This window comes from Burkholderia sp. WTPI3 (assembly GCF_021483755.1).
In the GTDB taxonomy this organism is placed as follows: domain Bacteria; phylum Pseudomonadota; class Gammaproteobacteria; order Burkholderiales; family Burkholderiaceae; genus Burkholderia.
On sequence record NZ_JAGIXF010000121.1, the window covers coordinates 1 to 14,754 of the forward strand.

13 protein-coding genes are annotated in these 14,754 nt (G+C 66.0%); 12 read left to right on the forward strand and 1 reads right to left on the reverse strand.

The window, feature by feature from the left end; genetic code table 11:
- From J7024_RS33600 to lpxC, 10 genes are all read left to right on the forward strand, one after another.
- Window positions 1-596: glutamate ligase domain-containing protein (locus tag J7024_RS33600; RefSeq protein WP_327796277.1), on the forward strand; the 596-nt coding region annotated here is incomplete at its 5' end.
- On the forward strand, window positions 593-1,876 hold the full coding sequence (ftsW, locus tag J7024_RS33605; protein WP_124827233.1) for a putative lipid II flippase FtsW: 1,284 nt from the start codon (window positions 593-595) through the stop codon (window positions 1,874-1,876). The genes J7024_RS33600 and ftsW, both read left to right, overlap by 4 nt.
- Window positions 1,873-2,976 (forward strand): undecaprenyldiphospho-muramoylpentapeptide beta-N-acetylglucosaminyltransferase, encoded by a 1,104-nt coding sequence (gene murG, locus J7024_RS33610; RefSeq protein ID WP_124827232.1) that lies wholly within the window; start codon window positions 1,873-1,875, stop codon window positions 2,974-2,976. The genes ftsW and murG overlap by 4 nt, the downstream gene beginning before the upstream one ends.
- Window positions 2,973-4,370, forward strand: a complete 1,398-nt coding sequence (murC, locus tag J7024_RS33615; RefSeq protein ID WP_124827231.1) for a UDP-N-acetylmuramate--L-alanine ligase — start codon at window positions 2,973-2,975, stop codon at window positions 4,368-4,370. Before murG ends, murC begins: the two co-directional genes overlap by 4 nt.
- Before the next feature lies 1 nt (window position 4,371).
- On the forward strand, window positions 4,372-5,313 hold the full coding sequence (locus J7024_RS33620) for a D-alanine--D-alanine ligase (protein WP_124827230.1): 942 nt from the start codon (window positions 4,372-4,374) through the stop codon (window positions 5,311-5,313).
- A 19-nt stretch (window positions 5,314-5,332) separates the two neighbouring features.
- Window positions 5,333-6,085: a cell division protein FtsQ/DivIB gene (locus J7024_RS33625; protein WP_124827229.1), complete on the forward strand. Its 753-nt coding sequence runs from the start codon at window positions 5,333-5,335 to the stop codon at window positions 6,083-6,085.
- Between the two features lie 26 nt (window positions 6,086-6,111).
- The gene (gene ftsA / locus J7024_RS33630; RefSeq protein ID WP_006752447.1) at window positions 6,112-7,344 is read left to right on the forward strand and encodes a cell division protein FtsA; all 1,233 of its coding nucleotides are present in this window, start codon (window positions 6,112-6,114) and stop codon (window positions 7,342-7,344) included.
- A gap of 115 nt (window positions 7,345-7,459) precedes the next feature.
- The gene (ftsZ, locus tag J7024_RS33635; protein WP_124827228.1) at window positions 7,460-8,656 is read left to right on the forward strand and encodes a cell division protein FtsZ; all 1,197 of its coding nucleotides are present in this window, start codon (window positions 7,460-7,462) and stop codon (window positions 8,654-8,656) included.
- Between the two features lie 189 nt (window positions 8,657-8,845).
- On the forward strand, window positions 8,846-9,352 hold the full coding sequence (locus tag J7024_RS33640; protein ID WP_124827227.1) for a peroxiredoxin: 507 nt from the start codon (window positions 8,846-8,848) through the stop codon (window positions 9,350-9,352).
- A 241-nt stretch (window positions 9,353-9,593) separates the two neighbouring features.
- Window positions 9,594-10,511 carry a UDP-3-O-acyl-N-acetylglucosamine deacetylase gene (gene lpxC, locus J7024_RS33645; protein WP_096506164.1) on the forward strand — a complete coding sequence of 306 codons (918 nt, stop codon included), beginning with the start codon at window positions 9,594-9,596 and terminating at the stop codon, window positions 10,509-10,511.
- Between the two features lie 78 nt (window positions 10,512-10,589).
- On the opposite strand, the gene J7024_RS33650 is transcribed toward lpxC, so the two are convergent.
- Entirely contained in the window at window positions 10,590-11,069 is a 480-nt protein-coding gene (locus J7024_RS33650) for a DUF721 domain-containing protein (protein WP_124827226.1), read from the reverse strand.
- A gap of 268 nt (window positions 11,070-11,337) precedes the next feature.
- On the opposite strand from J7024_RS33650, the gene secA reads away from it, so the two are divergent.
- Together secA and J7024_RS33660 are read left to right on the forward strand one after the other, a co-directional pair.
- Entirely contained in the window at window positions 11,338-14,133 is a 2,796-nt protein-coding gene (gene secA / locus J7024_RS33655) for a preprotein translocase subunit SecA (RefSeq protein ID WP_124827225.1), read from the forward strand.
- 144 nt (window positions 14,134-14,277) lie between these two features.
- On the forward strand, window positions 14,278-14,754 hold a 477-nt coding region (locus tag J7024_RS33660), incomplete at its 3' end, for a bifunctional ornithine acetyltransferase/N-acetylglutamate synthase (RefSeq protein ID WP_234745864.1).

Consider the following 14,754-nt stretch of genomic DNA (forward strand, 5'->3'; position numbering starts at 1 on the left):
CCGACATCGCGCAGAAGCGCCTGATGCCGGCCGACGCGCTGCGCATCCGCGGGCTGCACAACGCGGCGAACGCGCTGGCCGCGTTCGCGCGCGCACGAGCGATCGACCTGCCGGCCGCGCCGCTGCTGCACGCGCTGCGCGAATACCGCGGCGAAGCACATCGCGTCGAAGTGATCGCGACGATCGACGACGTCGACTACGTCGACGACAGCAAGGGAACGAACGTCGGCGCGACGGTTGCCGCGCTCGACGGGCTTGCGCAGAAGATCGTGCTGATCGCGGGCGGCGACGGCAAGGGGCAGGATTTCGCGCCGCTGGTCGCGCCGGTCGCCCGCTGGTGCCGTGCGGTGATGCTGATCGGCCGCGATGCGCCGGCGATTCGCGGCACGCTTGCCGAAACCGGCGTGCCGCTCGTCGACCACGCGACGCTCGAAGACGCGGTGCGTGCCGCCGCCGATCTCGCCCAACCGGGCGACGCGGTGCTGCTGTCTCCTGCCTGCGCGAGCCTCGACATGTTCAAGAACTACGCCCATCGCGCGGATGTGTTCCGGGCGGCGGTGGATGAAATCGCCATCGACAAAGGAGCGACGTCATGAGCTGGTCCGATCGCCTCGTCTCCCGTTTCAACGATCGACGCGACACCGGCGGCAATGCCGCGGGCGGCCGTGTCGCATCGGCCACGCGCGCCGCGACGGGCGGCCTCGCGAGCGTCGTCAACGGCGTGCGGCCGAGCCGTTCGCGGATGCTCGACTTCGATTACTCGCTGCTGTGGGTCGCGATCGCGCTGCTCGGGCTCGGCGTCGTGATGGTGTATTCGGCGTCGATCGCGATGCCCGATTCGCCGAAATACGCGTCGTACCACGATTACGCGTTCCTGATGCGCCACGTCATCTCGCTCGTCGTCGCGTTCATCGCGGCGGTGATCGCGTTCCGCGTGCCGATTTCGACGTGGGACAAATACGCACCGCAGCTCTTCCTGATTGCGCTCGTCGGCCTCGTGATCGTGCTGATTCCGCACATCGGCAAGGGTGTGAACGGCGCGCGCCGCTGGATTCCGCTCGGCATCACGAACATGCAGCCGTCGGAAATCATGAAGCTCGCGGTGACGATCTACGCGGCGAACTACACGGTGCGCAAGCAGGAGTACATGCAGAGCTTCGCGAAGGGCTTCCTGCCGATGGCGTTCGCGGTCGGTCTCGTCGGCGCGCTGTTGCTGCTCGAACCTGACATGGGCGCGTTCATGGTGGTCGCCGCGATCGCGATGGGCGTGCTGTTCCTCGGCGGCGTGAACGGCAAGCTGTTCGGCGGCCTCGTCGCGACGGCGGTCGGCACCTTCACGATGCTCGTGTGGCTGTCGCCGTGGCGTCGCGAGCGGATCTTCGCGTATCTCGATCCGTGGGACGAACGCTACGCGCAGGGCAAGGCATACCAGCTCACGCACTCGCTGATCGCGTTCGGCCGCGGCGAGTGGTTCGGCGTCGGCCTCGGCGGCAGCGTCGAGAAGCTGAACTATCTGCCGGAAGCGCATACCGACTTCATCCTCGCTGTGATCGGCGAGGAACTCGGTTTCGTCGGCGTGCTGGTCGTGATCCTGCTGTTCTACTGGATCGTGCGCCGCTCGTTCGAGATCGGCCGCCAGGCGCTCGCGCTGGATCGCACGTTCGCGGGCCTGATGGCGAAGGGCATCGGTATCTGGTTCGGTGCGCAGACCTTCATCAACATGGGCGTGAACCTCGGCCTGCTGCCGACCAAGGGCCTGACGCTGCCGCTCGTGAGCTACGGCGGTTCGGGCATCCTGCTGAACTGCGTCGCGCTCGCGGTGTTGCTGCGTGTGGACTATGAAAATCGCGTACTGATGCGCGGAGGGAAAGTATGACCGCGTCGCGACGCACGCTGATGGTGATGGCAGGCGGCACCGGGGGCCACGTGTTCCCGGGGCTCGCCGTCGCGCACCGGATGGAAGCGGCAGGCTGGCGCGTGGTATGGCTCGGCAATCCGGCCGGGATGGAAGCGACGCTCGTGCCGAAGCACGGCATTCCGATGGAGTACGTGCGTTTCGGCGGGCTGCGCGGCAAGGGACTGAAGACCAAGCTGACGCTGCCGGTCAACCTGCTGCGCGCGTGCTGGCAGAGCCTCGGCGCGCTGCGCCGCGTGCGGCCGGACGTCGTGCTCGGGATGGGCGGCTACATCACGTTCCCGGCGGGCGTGATGGCCGCGCTGTCGGGCCGTCCGCTCGTGCTGCACGAACAGAATTCGATCGCGGGCCTCGCGAACAAGGTGCTCGCGAAATTCGCGAAGCGCGTGCTCGTTGCGTTCCCCGGTGCGCTGCCGCACGCGGAATGGACCGGTAACCCGATCCGCGCGGAACTTGCGCGCACGGAAACGCCCAAAGCACGCTATGCATCGCGCAGCGGCCCGCTGAACGTGCTGGTCGTCGGCGGCAGTCTCGGCGCCGCGGCGCTGAACGAAGTCGTGCCGCGCGCGCTGGCGCTGCTGACGCCGGGCGAGCGCCCGCGCATCGTGCACCAGGCCGGCGCGAAGCACATCGACGCGCTGAAGGCGAACTACGAAGCGGCCGGTTTCGCCGGCGGCGGCGACGTACGGCTCGTGCCGTTCATCGACGACATGGCGAGCGCATACGCGGCGGCGGATCTCGTGATCTGCCGCTCCGGTGCGATGACGGTGTCGGAGATCGCGGCGGTGGGCGTGGCGGCGCTGTTCGTGCCGTTCCCGTACGCGGTCGACGATCACCAGACGACCAACGCCGCGTTCCTCGCCGATGCGGGGGCCGCGGTGCTGGTGCAACAACGCGACCTGTCGGCGGAACTGCTTGCCGACTGGCTGCGCGGCCAGTCTCGGGCATCGCTCGCGGACATGGCGGAGCGTTCGCGCTCGCTGGCAAAACCCGAGGCCACCGACGAAGTCGCGCGCGTCTGCGCGAAGGTGGCCGGCGCGAACCTGGAACAACTGCAATGAAACACATCGTCAAACATATTCATTTCGTCGGGATCGGCGGCGCGGGCATGAGCGGCATCGCCGAAGTGCTCGTCAACCTCGGCTACGAGGTCAGCGGCTCGGACCTGTCGCGCAACGCGGTGACCGATCGTCTCGAAGCGCTCGGCGCGCGGATCGCGATCGGCCACGATGCGGCGAACATCGCGGGCGCGAACGCGGTCGTCGTATCGACGGCCGTGCGCTCGGACAACCCGGAAGTGCTGGCCGCGCGTCACCAGCGCGTGCCGATCGTGCAGCGCGCGGTGATGCTCGCGGAGCTGATGCGCCTGAAGCAGGGGATCGCGATCGCCGGCACGCACGGCAAGACCACGACGACGAGCCTTGTCGCGAGCGTGCTCGCGGCGGGCGGCCTCGATCCGACGTTCGTGATCGGCGGCCGGCTGATCAGCGCCGGCGCGAACGCACGGCTCGGCACGGGCGACTTCATCGTCGCCGAGGCCGACGAGTCGGACGCATCGTTCCTGAACCTGTATCCGGTGATCGAAGTCATCACGAACATCGACGCCGACCACATGGACACCTACGGCCACGATTTCGCGCGGCTCAAGCAGGCGTTCATCGAATTCACGCAGCGCCTGCCGTTCTACGGCAGCGCGGTCGTGTGCGTCGACGATCCGAACGTGCGCCAGATCATCCCGTTCATCTCGAAGCCGGTCGTGCGCTACGGGTTGTCGGCGGATGCGCAGGTGCGCGCCGAAGACATCGACGCGCGCGATGGCCGGATGCATTTCACGGTGATCCGCGACGGCCGTGCGCCGCTCGCGGTGGTGCTGAACCTGCCCGGCCTGCACAACGTGCAGAACGCGCTCGCGGCGATTGCGATCGCGACCGATCTCGGCGTGTCGGACGACGCGATCCAGCAGGCGCTGGCGGAATTCAACGGCGTCGGCCGACGCTTCCAGCGCTATGGCGAGGTGCCGAGCGCGGACGGTGGCCAGTACACGCTGATCGACGATTACGGTCATCACCCGGTCGAGATGGCCGCGACGGTCGCGGCCGCGCGCGGTGCGTTCCCGGGCCGCCGCCTCGTGCTGGCGTTCCAGCCGCACCGCTATACGCGCACGCGTGACTGTTTCGACGACTTCGTCAACGTGCTGTCGACGGTCGACGCACTGGTGCTGACGGAAGTCTATGCGGCCGGCGAGGCGGCGATCGCGACGGCCAACGGCGACGCGCTGTCGCGCGCTCTGCGTGCCGCGGGCAAGGTTGAACCGGTGTTCGTCGCGTCGGTCGACGACGTGCCGGGTGCATTGGCGAAGGTCGCGCAGAACGGCGACGTAGTGATCACGATGGGCGCGGGTTCGATCGGCGGCGTGCCGGCGAAGATCGTGCAGAACACGCAACAGAAGGGATGACATGAGCGGGATCGATCCGAAACGTTTCGGCAAGGTGGCGGTGTTGTTCGGCGGCGAATCCGCCGAGCGCGAGGTGTCGCTCACCTCGGGCCGCCTCGTGCTGCAGGGCCTGCGCGATGCGGGTATCGACGCGCATCCGTTCGACCCGGCCGAGCGGCCGTTGTCGGCGCTGAAGGACGAAGGCTTCGTGCGCGCGTTCAACGCGCTGCATGGCGGTTACGGCGAGAACGGCCAGATTCAGGGCGCACTCGATTTCTACGGGATCCGCTACACGGGTAGCGGCGTGCTCGGCTCGGCGCTCGGCCTGGACAAGTTCCGCACGAAGCTCGTGTGGCAGCAGACGGGCGTGCCGACGCCGCCGTTCGAGACGGTGATGCGCGGCGACGATTACGCGGCGCGTGCAACGGAGATCGTCGCGAAGCTCGGCCTGCCGCTGTTCGTGAAGCCGGCGAGCGAGGGTTCGAGCGTCGCGGTGCTGAAGGTGAAGACGGCCGACGCGTTGCCCGCCGCACTGTCGGAAGCGGCGACGCATGACAAGATCGTGATCGTCGAGAAGAGCATCGAAGGCGGCGGCGAATACACCGCGTGCATCGCCGGCGATCTCGACCTGCCGCTGATCAAGATCGTGCCGGCCGGCGAGTTCTACGACTACCACGCGAAGTACGTCGCCGACGATACGCAGTACCTGATCCCGTGCGGGCTGTCGGCCGAGCAGGAAACCGAACTGAAGCGCATCGCGCGCCGCGCCTTCGACGTGCTGGGCTGCACCGACTGGGGCCGCGCGGACTTCATGCTCGACGCCGCCGGCAACGCGTATTTCCTGGAAGTGAACACGGCCCCCGGGATGACCGACCATTCGCTGCCGCCGAAGGCCGCGCGCTCGATCGGCATCAGCTATTCGGAGCTGGTCGTGAAGGTGCTGTCGCTCACGCTCAACGACTGACGCAGGAACGGAACGACGTATGTGGAACAACGTTCGCCAACTCAACCTTGCCGCCAGCGCGCTGTACGCGCTGTTGCTGCTCGTGTTGGCGGCGGCCGGCTGCTACTGGCTGATCCAGCGTCCGACGTTCGCGCTGCGCGAAATCCGGATCGACGGCGACACCGAGCACATCAACACGCCGACGGTGCGCGCCGGCGTGGTCGGCAGGCTGAAGGGCAATTTCTTCACGGTCGATCTCGACACGGCCCGTGCCGCGTTCGAGCAGATGCCGTGGGTGCGGCATGCGAGCGTGCGGCGGGTGTGGCCGAATGCGCTGGCTGTCACGCTTGAGGAGTACAAACCGCTCGGGACCTGGGGCAGCGCGCAGCTCGTGAGCACCGACGGCGAGCTGTTCACCGCGAACCAGGGCGAGCTGGATCAAGAACTGCCCGCGTTCGACGGCCCGGAGGGCAGTGCGAAGGAAGTCGTCACGCGGTATCGCGACTTCACGAACTGGTTTGCGCCGTTGAAGGCGGCGCCTGAAGAAGTGACGCTGTCGGCGCGTTACGCGTGGACGGTGAAGCTGTCGAACGGCATGCAGGTCGAGCTGGGCAAGGAGCGCACCAGCGAAACCCTGCACGACCGGAGCCAGCGCCTCGTCGCCGCGTGGCCGGCCGTCACGGAGCGCTGGGGCAACGACATCGAGTACGCGGACCTGCGTTATCCGAACGGATTCGCGATTCGTGCGGCAGGCATGCGGTTCCTGACCGATACCGACAAGCGCAAGAAGTAACGAGAGATCACACGCAAGAGCACTTTATGAGCAAAGACTACAAGGATCTGCTGGTTTCCCTCGACATCGGCACGTCGAAGGTGGTGGCCATCGTCGCCGAGCTGAAGGGCGAAGGCCATTACGAGGTCATCGGCCTCGGCCAGAGCGAATCGAAGGGTCTGAAGAAGGGCGTGGTGGTCAACATCGAGGCCACCGTGCAGTCGATCCAGCGCGCGCTCGAGGAAGCCGAGCTGATGGCCGACTGCAAGATCACCAACGTGTTTACGGGGATCGCGGGCAGCCACATCCGCAGCTTCAACTCGAGCGGGATGGTCGCGATCAAGGACAAGGAAGTCACGCAGACCGACGTCGCGCGCGTGATCGAGACCGCGAAGGCGATCAACATCCCGACCGACCAGCAGGTGCTGCACATCCTCACGCAGGAATTCATCATCGACGGCCAGGAAGACGTACGCGAGCCGATCGGGATGAGCGGCATTCGCCTCGAGGTGAAGGTGCACATCGTGACGGGCGCGGTCAGCGCCGCGCAGAACATCGTCAAGTGCGTGCGCCGCTGCGGGCTGGAAGTGAACGATCTGATCCTGCAGCCGCTGGCGTCGTCGCTGGCCGTGCTGACGGAAGACGAGAAGGATCTCGGCGTGGTGCTGGTCGACATCGGCGGCGGCACGACCGACATCGCGATCTTCGCCGAAGGCGCGATCCGACACACCGCGGTGATTCCGATCGCCGGCGACCAGATCACGAGCGACATCGCGATGGCGCTGCGCACGCCGACGCCGGATGCGGAAGACATCAAGGTCGGCTACGGCATCGCGAAACAGGCGCTTGCCGATCCGGACGAGATGGTCGAAGTGCCCGGCCTCGGCGAACGCGGTCCGCGCACGCTGTCGCGCCAGGCGCTCGCCGCGGTGATCGAGCCGCGCGTCGAGGAACTGTTCTCGCTCGTGCAGCAGGTCGTGCGCGAGTCGGGTTACGAAGAACTGCTGAGCTCCGGCGTGGTCATTACCGGCGGGGCTTCGATGATGCCGGGCATGGTCGAGCTCGGCGAAGACATTTTCCTGAAGCCGGTGCGCATCGGTGCGCCGGAATATGCAGGCGGCCTCGCCGACGTGGTGCGCAATCCGCGCTACTCGACGGCGATGGGCCTGCTCGTCGAAGGCAGTGCTCAGCGCATGCGCGGCCGCAAGGTCGCCGTGCAGTCCGGTAACGCGGGGCAGATTTTCTCGCGGATGAAGGAATGGTTCCTGAGCAACTTCTGACGAAAGAAACGAATCGAAATTCGCGCTGGTGCCGGCGGCTGGCGCGCGACAGGGGGTTGCCCGATCTCCTGCCGAATAACGGCCGAGCAGGTTTATTTTCTTGACGGAGGCAACAATGGAATTCGAAATGCTGGAAACCGAAACCAACGGCACCATCATCAAGGTGGTCGGCGTTGGCGGCGCTGGCGGCAATGCCGTCCAGCACATGATCAATCGCGGCGTGCAGGGCGTCGACTTCATCGTGATGAATACGGACGCCCAGGCGTTGTCGCGTTCGCGCGCATCGTCGGTGATCCAGCTGGGCAACACGGGCCTTGGCGCCGGTGCGAAGCCGGAAATGGGCCGTGCGGCAGCGGAAGAAGCACGTGAGCGCATCGCGGACGCACTGCGTGGCGCGCACATGGTGTTCATCACGGCCGGCATGGGCGGTGGCACGGGCACGGGCGCAGCGCCGGTGGTCGCGCAGATCGCGAAAGAGATGGGCATCCTGACGGTTGGTGTCGTCAGCAAGCCGTTCGAGTTCGAAGGCGGCAAGCGCATGCGCGTCGCGGAAGCAGGCTCGCAGCAACTGGAGGATCACGTCGACTCGCTGATCGTCGTCCTGAACGACAAGCTGTTCGACGTGATGGGCGATGACGCCGAGATGGACAAGTGCTTCCAGTGCGCGGACGACGTGTTGAACAACGCAGTCGCAGGCATCGCTGAAATCATCAATGTCGATGGCCTCGTGAACGTCGACTTCGAAGACGTGAAGACGGTGATGGGCGAGCAGGGCAAGGCGATGATGGGCACGGCGACGGTTGCCGGCGTCGATCGCGCACGCCTCGCGGCGGAACAGGCCGTGGCGAGCCCGCTGCTCGAAGGCGTCGATCTGTCGGGCGCGCGCGGCGTGCTGGTCAACATCACGTCGAGCCGTTCGCTGCGTCTGTCGGAAACGCGCGAAGTGATGAACACGATCAAGAGTTACGCGGCGGAAGATGCGACGGTGATCTTCGGTGCGGTGTACGACGACGCGATGGGCGATGCACTGCGCGTGACGGTCGTGGCGACGGGTCTGGGCCGTGCGGCGAAGAAGCAGCAATCGGCTCCGATGACGCTGCTGCGCACCGGCACCGACAACCAGCCGGTCAGCTCGGTCTCGCACGGTTATGCACAGCCGCAACACGTCAGCACGGCCGACTACGGCGCGCTCGATACGCCCGCAGTGTGGCGCAATTCGCGCGAAACCGCGGCATCGCACGTGCAGGCGCTGCAGGAGAAGGGTGTCGACACGTACGACATCCCGGCTTTCCTGCGCAAGCAGGCTGACTGACGACGCACACAGGCGAAGCCGCGGCGGGGTCGCCGCGGTAACGCCGGCGTGACGGATGCCACGGACCACGACAGGCCGCGTCGGATGCGACGCCGGGCCGGGAGACGTGCCCTCTTCGCATGAGCGGAGCGGGATGGGACGTGCTGTCCGCAACACGCTGAAAAACCGTATCGCTATGAGGGACCAGCCATGATTCAAGTGGGCGACGCGCTGCCCGACGCGCAACTGTTCGAGTTCATCGACGACGCGCGCGAAGGGTGCACGCTTGGGCCGAATGCCTACAGCGTGCGCGACCAGGTTGCGGGAAAGCGGGTGGTGATCTTCGGATTGCCGGGCGCGTTCACGCCGACCTGCTCGGCGCAGCATGTGCCGGGCTATGTCGGGCACGCCGAGCAACTGCGCTCGGCGGGCATCGACGAGCTCTGGTGCGTGTCCGTCAACGACGCATTCGTGATGGGCGCATGGGGACGTGATCTGCACACCGCGGGCAAGGTGCGCATGATGGCGGACGGCAGCGCTGCTTTCACTCATGCGCTGGGGCTGACGCAGGATTTGTCCGCGCGTGGCATGGGAATCCGTTCCCTGCGCTACGCGATGGTGATCGACGACGGTGTGGTCAAGACGCTGGCCGTCGAAGCGCCGGGCAAGTTCGAAGTGAGCGATGCGGCGAGTGTGCTCGCGACGTTGACGCCCTGATCGTGCGGTGCACCGTTGCCTGACGGCAACGCTGCTCGCCGAGCCTCAGGGCAGTTGTAACACGGGCCGATGACCGGAAACGCCTCCGTTCCGGGCATCGGCCCGTCCCGTATCGACGCGGGTAAACAGCCGAAACAGATTGATACGCAGTTTCAAACAGCGTTGAATAGGGAATTACGCTATAATCCCGCCTATCGAATATAACTCCTGATTGATATCTTCAATCAAGGCGAAGAACACCATGTTGAAGCAGCGCACCATCAAATCCATCGTGAAGACCGTTGGGATCGGTGTCCACTCGGGCCGCAAGATCGAGCTGACGCTCCGTCCCGCTGCGCCGGGCACGGGCATCGTCTTTTCGCGCGTCGATCTGCCCACGCCTGTCGACATTCCCGCCACGGCGACGTCGATCGGCGACACGCGGCTCGCGTCGGTGCTGCAGAAGGATGGCGTGCGGGTGTCGACGGTCGAGCATCTGATGTCCGCGTGCGCGGGTCTCGGCATCGACAACCTGTATGTCGACGTGACGGCCGAGGAAATCCCGATCATGGACGGCAGCGCGGCGACCTTCGTGTTTCTGATCCAGTCCGCCGGCATCGAGGAGCAGAACGCGCCGAAGCGCTTCATCAAGGTGAAGAAGACGGTCGAGATCCGCGATGGCGACAAGTTCGCGCGCCTCGATCCGTATTTCGGCTTCAAGCTGAAGTTCTCGATCGACTTCCGCCACCCGGCCGTCGACAAGACGGGCCAGGAGCTCGAGGTCGATTTTGCGAACACGTCGTACGTGCGCGAGATCGCGCGTGCGCGCACGTTCGGCTTCGCGCACGAAGCCGAGATGCTGCGCGAGATGGGCCTGGCACGCGGCGGCAGCATGGACAACGCGATCGTCCTCGACGAGTACCGCATCCTGAACAACGACGGGCTGCGCTACGACGACGAATTCGTGAAGCACAAGATGCTCGATGCGATCGGCGACCTGTACGTGATCGGCCATCCGCTGCTCGCGTCGTACACGGCGTACAAGTCGGGTCACGGGCTGAACAACCGGCTGCTGCGCGAACTGCTCGCGCACGAGGACGCGTACGAGATCGTCACGTTCGACGATCCGCAGACCGCACCGAGTGGCTTCGCGTTCGACACGCAGACGGCCTTCGCCTGATCGGCGTCCGGCACGAACGATAAAAAAGCGACCTTCGGGTCGCTTTTTTGTTGTCGGGCGGTTGCCGGGGTGGCGCGCTCAGCGCGACGACTTCGCGCCGTGCCGCGCGGCCATTCGCGCCAGTGCGGCCTGCAGCGGCGACGGCTCGAGGTGATCGGCGAGGTCGCGCAACGCGGTGGCGCCGACCGTCGTCATCCGCGCCTGTTTCACGTGCGGCGGTTCCGGCGCGTCTTTCGGCCGCACGCGCACGCGCAGCGCCGAAACCGGCCAGCCGCGCTTCTGCAGATCGGCGAGCAGCCGCGGCTCGACCTGTCGCAGCCGGGCAGCGAGCGCATTGTGCGCGGCAAAGAGGGTCAGGGTGCCGTCCTTGATGGAACCCGGTTCGACATGATTCGCAAGATAGTCGGGCAGGAGCGCGGTGAGGTCGCGCTGCAGCGACGCGACCTGTTCGACGCCGGCGCGCAGCGCCGCGAACGCGTCGGTGCGGTTGAGCACTTCGGACACGGGTTGCGGGCGATACGCGGGGAGCGGGCCGAAACGCTTGTTAAATCGGTTCATCGAGGCATTCTTCGGGCGCGCATGCGCGCGGACGTTGACGCCGATTGTACCTGTGCCGGCCCGCGCACGCGCGGCTTTCGGGCGGCCGGCCGCGTAGCGGCCCCGCTTGCCGGTGCGCGGCGGACGTCCTGCCGGGACACGGGCGCATGCGTTCCCGCGTGCTAAAATTCCTCGTTTGAGTCCACTAATTCGCTAAGCCGCCGAGGCTCGGGCGTCGGGGCGCGCATCACGCGCCGGGCGCCGGTGCTGCGACGCAGGGTCCGATCCGATGACAACCGGTTTTCTCCAGAAAATTTTTGGCAGCCGCAACCAGCGGCTCGTCAAGCAATACCAAAAGACCGTCACGACGATCAATGCGCTCGAAACGCAGATCGAGAAGCTGACGGACGACCAGTTGCGCGGCAAGACGGACGAGTTCCGCCAGCGTGTGGCCGGCGGCGAGTCGCTCGACAAGCTGCTGCCGGAAGCGTTCGCGGTCTGCCGGGAGGCGAGCCGCCGCGTGCTGAAGATGCGTCACTTCGACGTGCAGATGATCGGCGGCATGGTGCTGCACTACGGCAAGATCGCCGAAATGCGCACCGGCGAAGGCAAGACGCTCGTCGCGACGCTGCCCGTCTATCTGAATGCGCTCGCGGGCCGCGGCGTGCACGTCGTGACGGTCAACGACTACCTCGCGCAGCGTGACGCCGAATGGATGGCGCGCCTCTACAACTTCCTCGGTCTGTCGGTCGGCATCAACCTGTCGGGCATGGAGCACGAACAGAAGCAGCAGGCCTACGCGTCGGACATCACGTACGGTACGAACAACGAGTTCGGCTTCGACTACCTGCGCGACAACATGGTCTACGAGACCGACGCGCGCGTGCAGCGGGCACTGAATTTCGCGGTTGTTGACGAAGTTGACTCGATCCTGATCGACGAGGCGCGTACGCCGCTGATCATCTCGGGCCAGGCCGAGGATCACACCGAACTGTATGTGCGGATGAACGCGCTGCCGCCGCTGCTCGAGCGCCAGATCGGCGAGGAGAAGGCCGACGGCACGGGCGTCGAGAAGCCGGGCGACTACACGCTCGACGAGAAATCGCGCCAGGTGTTCCTGACGGAGTCGGGCCACGAGAAGGCCGAGCGACTGCTCGCCGAGTGGGGCCTGATCGGCGAGGGTGAAAGCCTGTACGCGCCGCAGAACATCACGCTGATGCACCACGTGTATGCTGCGCTGCGCGCGCACACGCTGTTCCACAAGGACCAGCACTACGTCGTGCAGAACGGCGAAGTGGTCATCGTCGACGAATTCACGGGCCGCCTGATGGCGGGCCGCCGCTGGTCCGACGGCCTGCACCAGGCGGTCGAGGCGAAGGAGCACGTGAAGATCCAGAGCGAGAACCAGACGCTCGCATCGATCACGTTCCAGAACTACTTCCGCATGTACGCGAAGCTCGCTGGCATGACGGGTACCGCGGACACCGAAGCGTACGAATTCAACGAGATCTACGGTCTCGAAACGGTCGTGATCCCGACCAACCGTCCGCCGAAGCGGATCGACAAGCAGGATCAGATCTACAAGACGGCCAAGGAGCGCTACGACGCGGTGATCCGCGATATTCGCGAGTGCTACGAGCGCGGCCAGCCGGTGCTGGTCGGCACGACGTCGATCGAGAACTCCGAGCTGCTGTCGCACCTGCTGAAGCAGGCGGGGCTGCCGCACGAAGTGCTGAACGCGAAGCAGCACGAGCGTGAAGCCGCGATCGTCGCGGAAGCCGGCCGTCCGAAGCGCATCACGATCGCGACCAACATGGCGGGTCGCGGTACCGACATTGTGCTCGGCGGCAACGCCGAGAAGCAGGCGGCGTTCATCGACGCCGACGACGCGATCCCGGCCGACGAAAAGGCGCGCCGCATCAAGCAGCTGCACGACGAGTGGGAAACGCTGCACGAGCAAGTGAAGGCCGCGGGCGGCCTGCACATCATCGGTACCGAACGTCACGAGTCGCGCCGGATCGACAACCAGCTGCGCGGCCGTGCGGGCCGTCAGGGCGATCCGGGCTCGTCGCGCTTCTACCTGTCGCTCGACGATCCGCTGCTGCGCATCTTCGCGGGCGACCGCGTGCGTTCGATCATGGATCGCCTGAAGATGCCGGAAGGCGAGGCGATCGAGGCCGGCATCGTCACGCGCTCGATCGAATCCGCGCAGCGCAAGGTCGAAGCGCGCAACTTCGACATCCGCAAGCAGCTGCTCGAATACGACGACGTGTCGAACGACCAGCGCAAGGTGATCTACCAGCAGCGCAACGAATTGCTCGAAGCACACGACATCACCGAGACGATCTCGGCGATGCGTCATGGCGTGATCACCGAAGTCGTTCGCCAGTTTGTGCCGGAAGGCAGCATCGAGGAACAATGGGACGTGCCCGAGCTCGAGGAAGCGCTGCGCAACGACTGGCAGCTCGATCTCGCGATCCAGGAAATGGTGAACGAGTCGTCGTCGATCACGGCCGAGGAGATTCTCGAAGCCGTGACGACTGCCGCCGACGAGCAGTACGAAGCGAAGGTCGCGATGGTCGGCCGCGAATCGTTCAGCGCGTTCGAGCGTTCGGTGATGCTGCAGACGGTCGACCGCCTGTGGCGCGAGCACCTCGCGGCGCTCGACCACCTGCGCCAGGGTATCCATCTGCGCGGCTATGCGCAGAAGAACCCGAAGCAGGAGTACAAGCGCGAAGCGTTCGAACTGTTCGCAGCGATGCTCGAGGCGATCAAGCAGGAAGTCACGCGCATCGTGATGAACGTGCAGATCCAGTCGCCGGAGCAGCTCGAGGAAGCCGCGGAGCAGATCGAGGAGCGCGGCGGCCATCTCGAGAACGTCGAGTACCAGCACGCCGACTATGCGGAAGCCGGGCCGGTTGCGAACGTCGCGGCCGCCACGGCGGCTACCGCGACGGCCGACATGGTCGGCAGCGCGATGACCCACGGCGGCCCCGGCGGCGAAATGCCGAAGGTCGGCCGCAACGACCCGTGCCCGTGCGGCAGCGGCAAGAAGTACAAGCAGTGTCACGGGAAGCTGTCATGATCGTCGGCGGCGCGCATTGCGCGTGCCGCGTCGTTCGCAGCTTCGAGTCAGTGATGTGAGTTGCGGCGGCCCGCTCGTGCGGCCGCCGGTTCTTCCAATCGATGCCGGCGCATGCCGGCATTTTCCATCCGGCAGGTGTGCCCCATGGCTGTCAATTTTCCGTCGATCGATCCCGCCCAACTGCATCCCGTCGCCGGCGTCACGCTAGGCTGGGCGGAAGCGAACATCCGCAAGCCGAATCGCAAGGACGTGCTGGTCATTTCCATCGATGAAGGGGCGACGGTCGCCGGCGTATTCACCGAAAACCGCTTCTGTGCCGCGCCCGTAACGGTGTGCCGCGAGCACCTGGCAAAGGTGCGTGCGGGCGGTGCGGGCATCCGCGCGCTCGTCATCAATACGGGCAATGCGAACGCCGGCACCGGCGAGCCGGGCCTCGTGAACACGCGCGAAACCTGCGCGGAACTCGCGCGCCTGGCGGGCATCGACGCCGCTCAGGTGCTGCCGTTCTCGACCGGCGTGATTCTCGAGCCGCTGCCGATCGACCGTCTGAAGGCGGGGCTGCCGGCCGCGCTTGCGAACCGCAAGGCAGCGAACTGGTATGACGCCGCGCAGGCGATCATG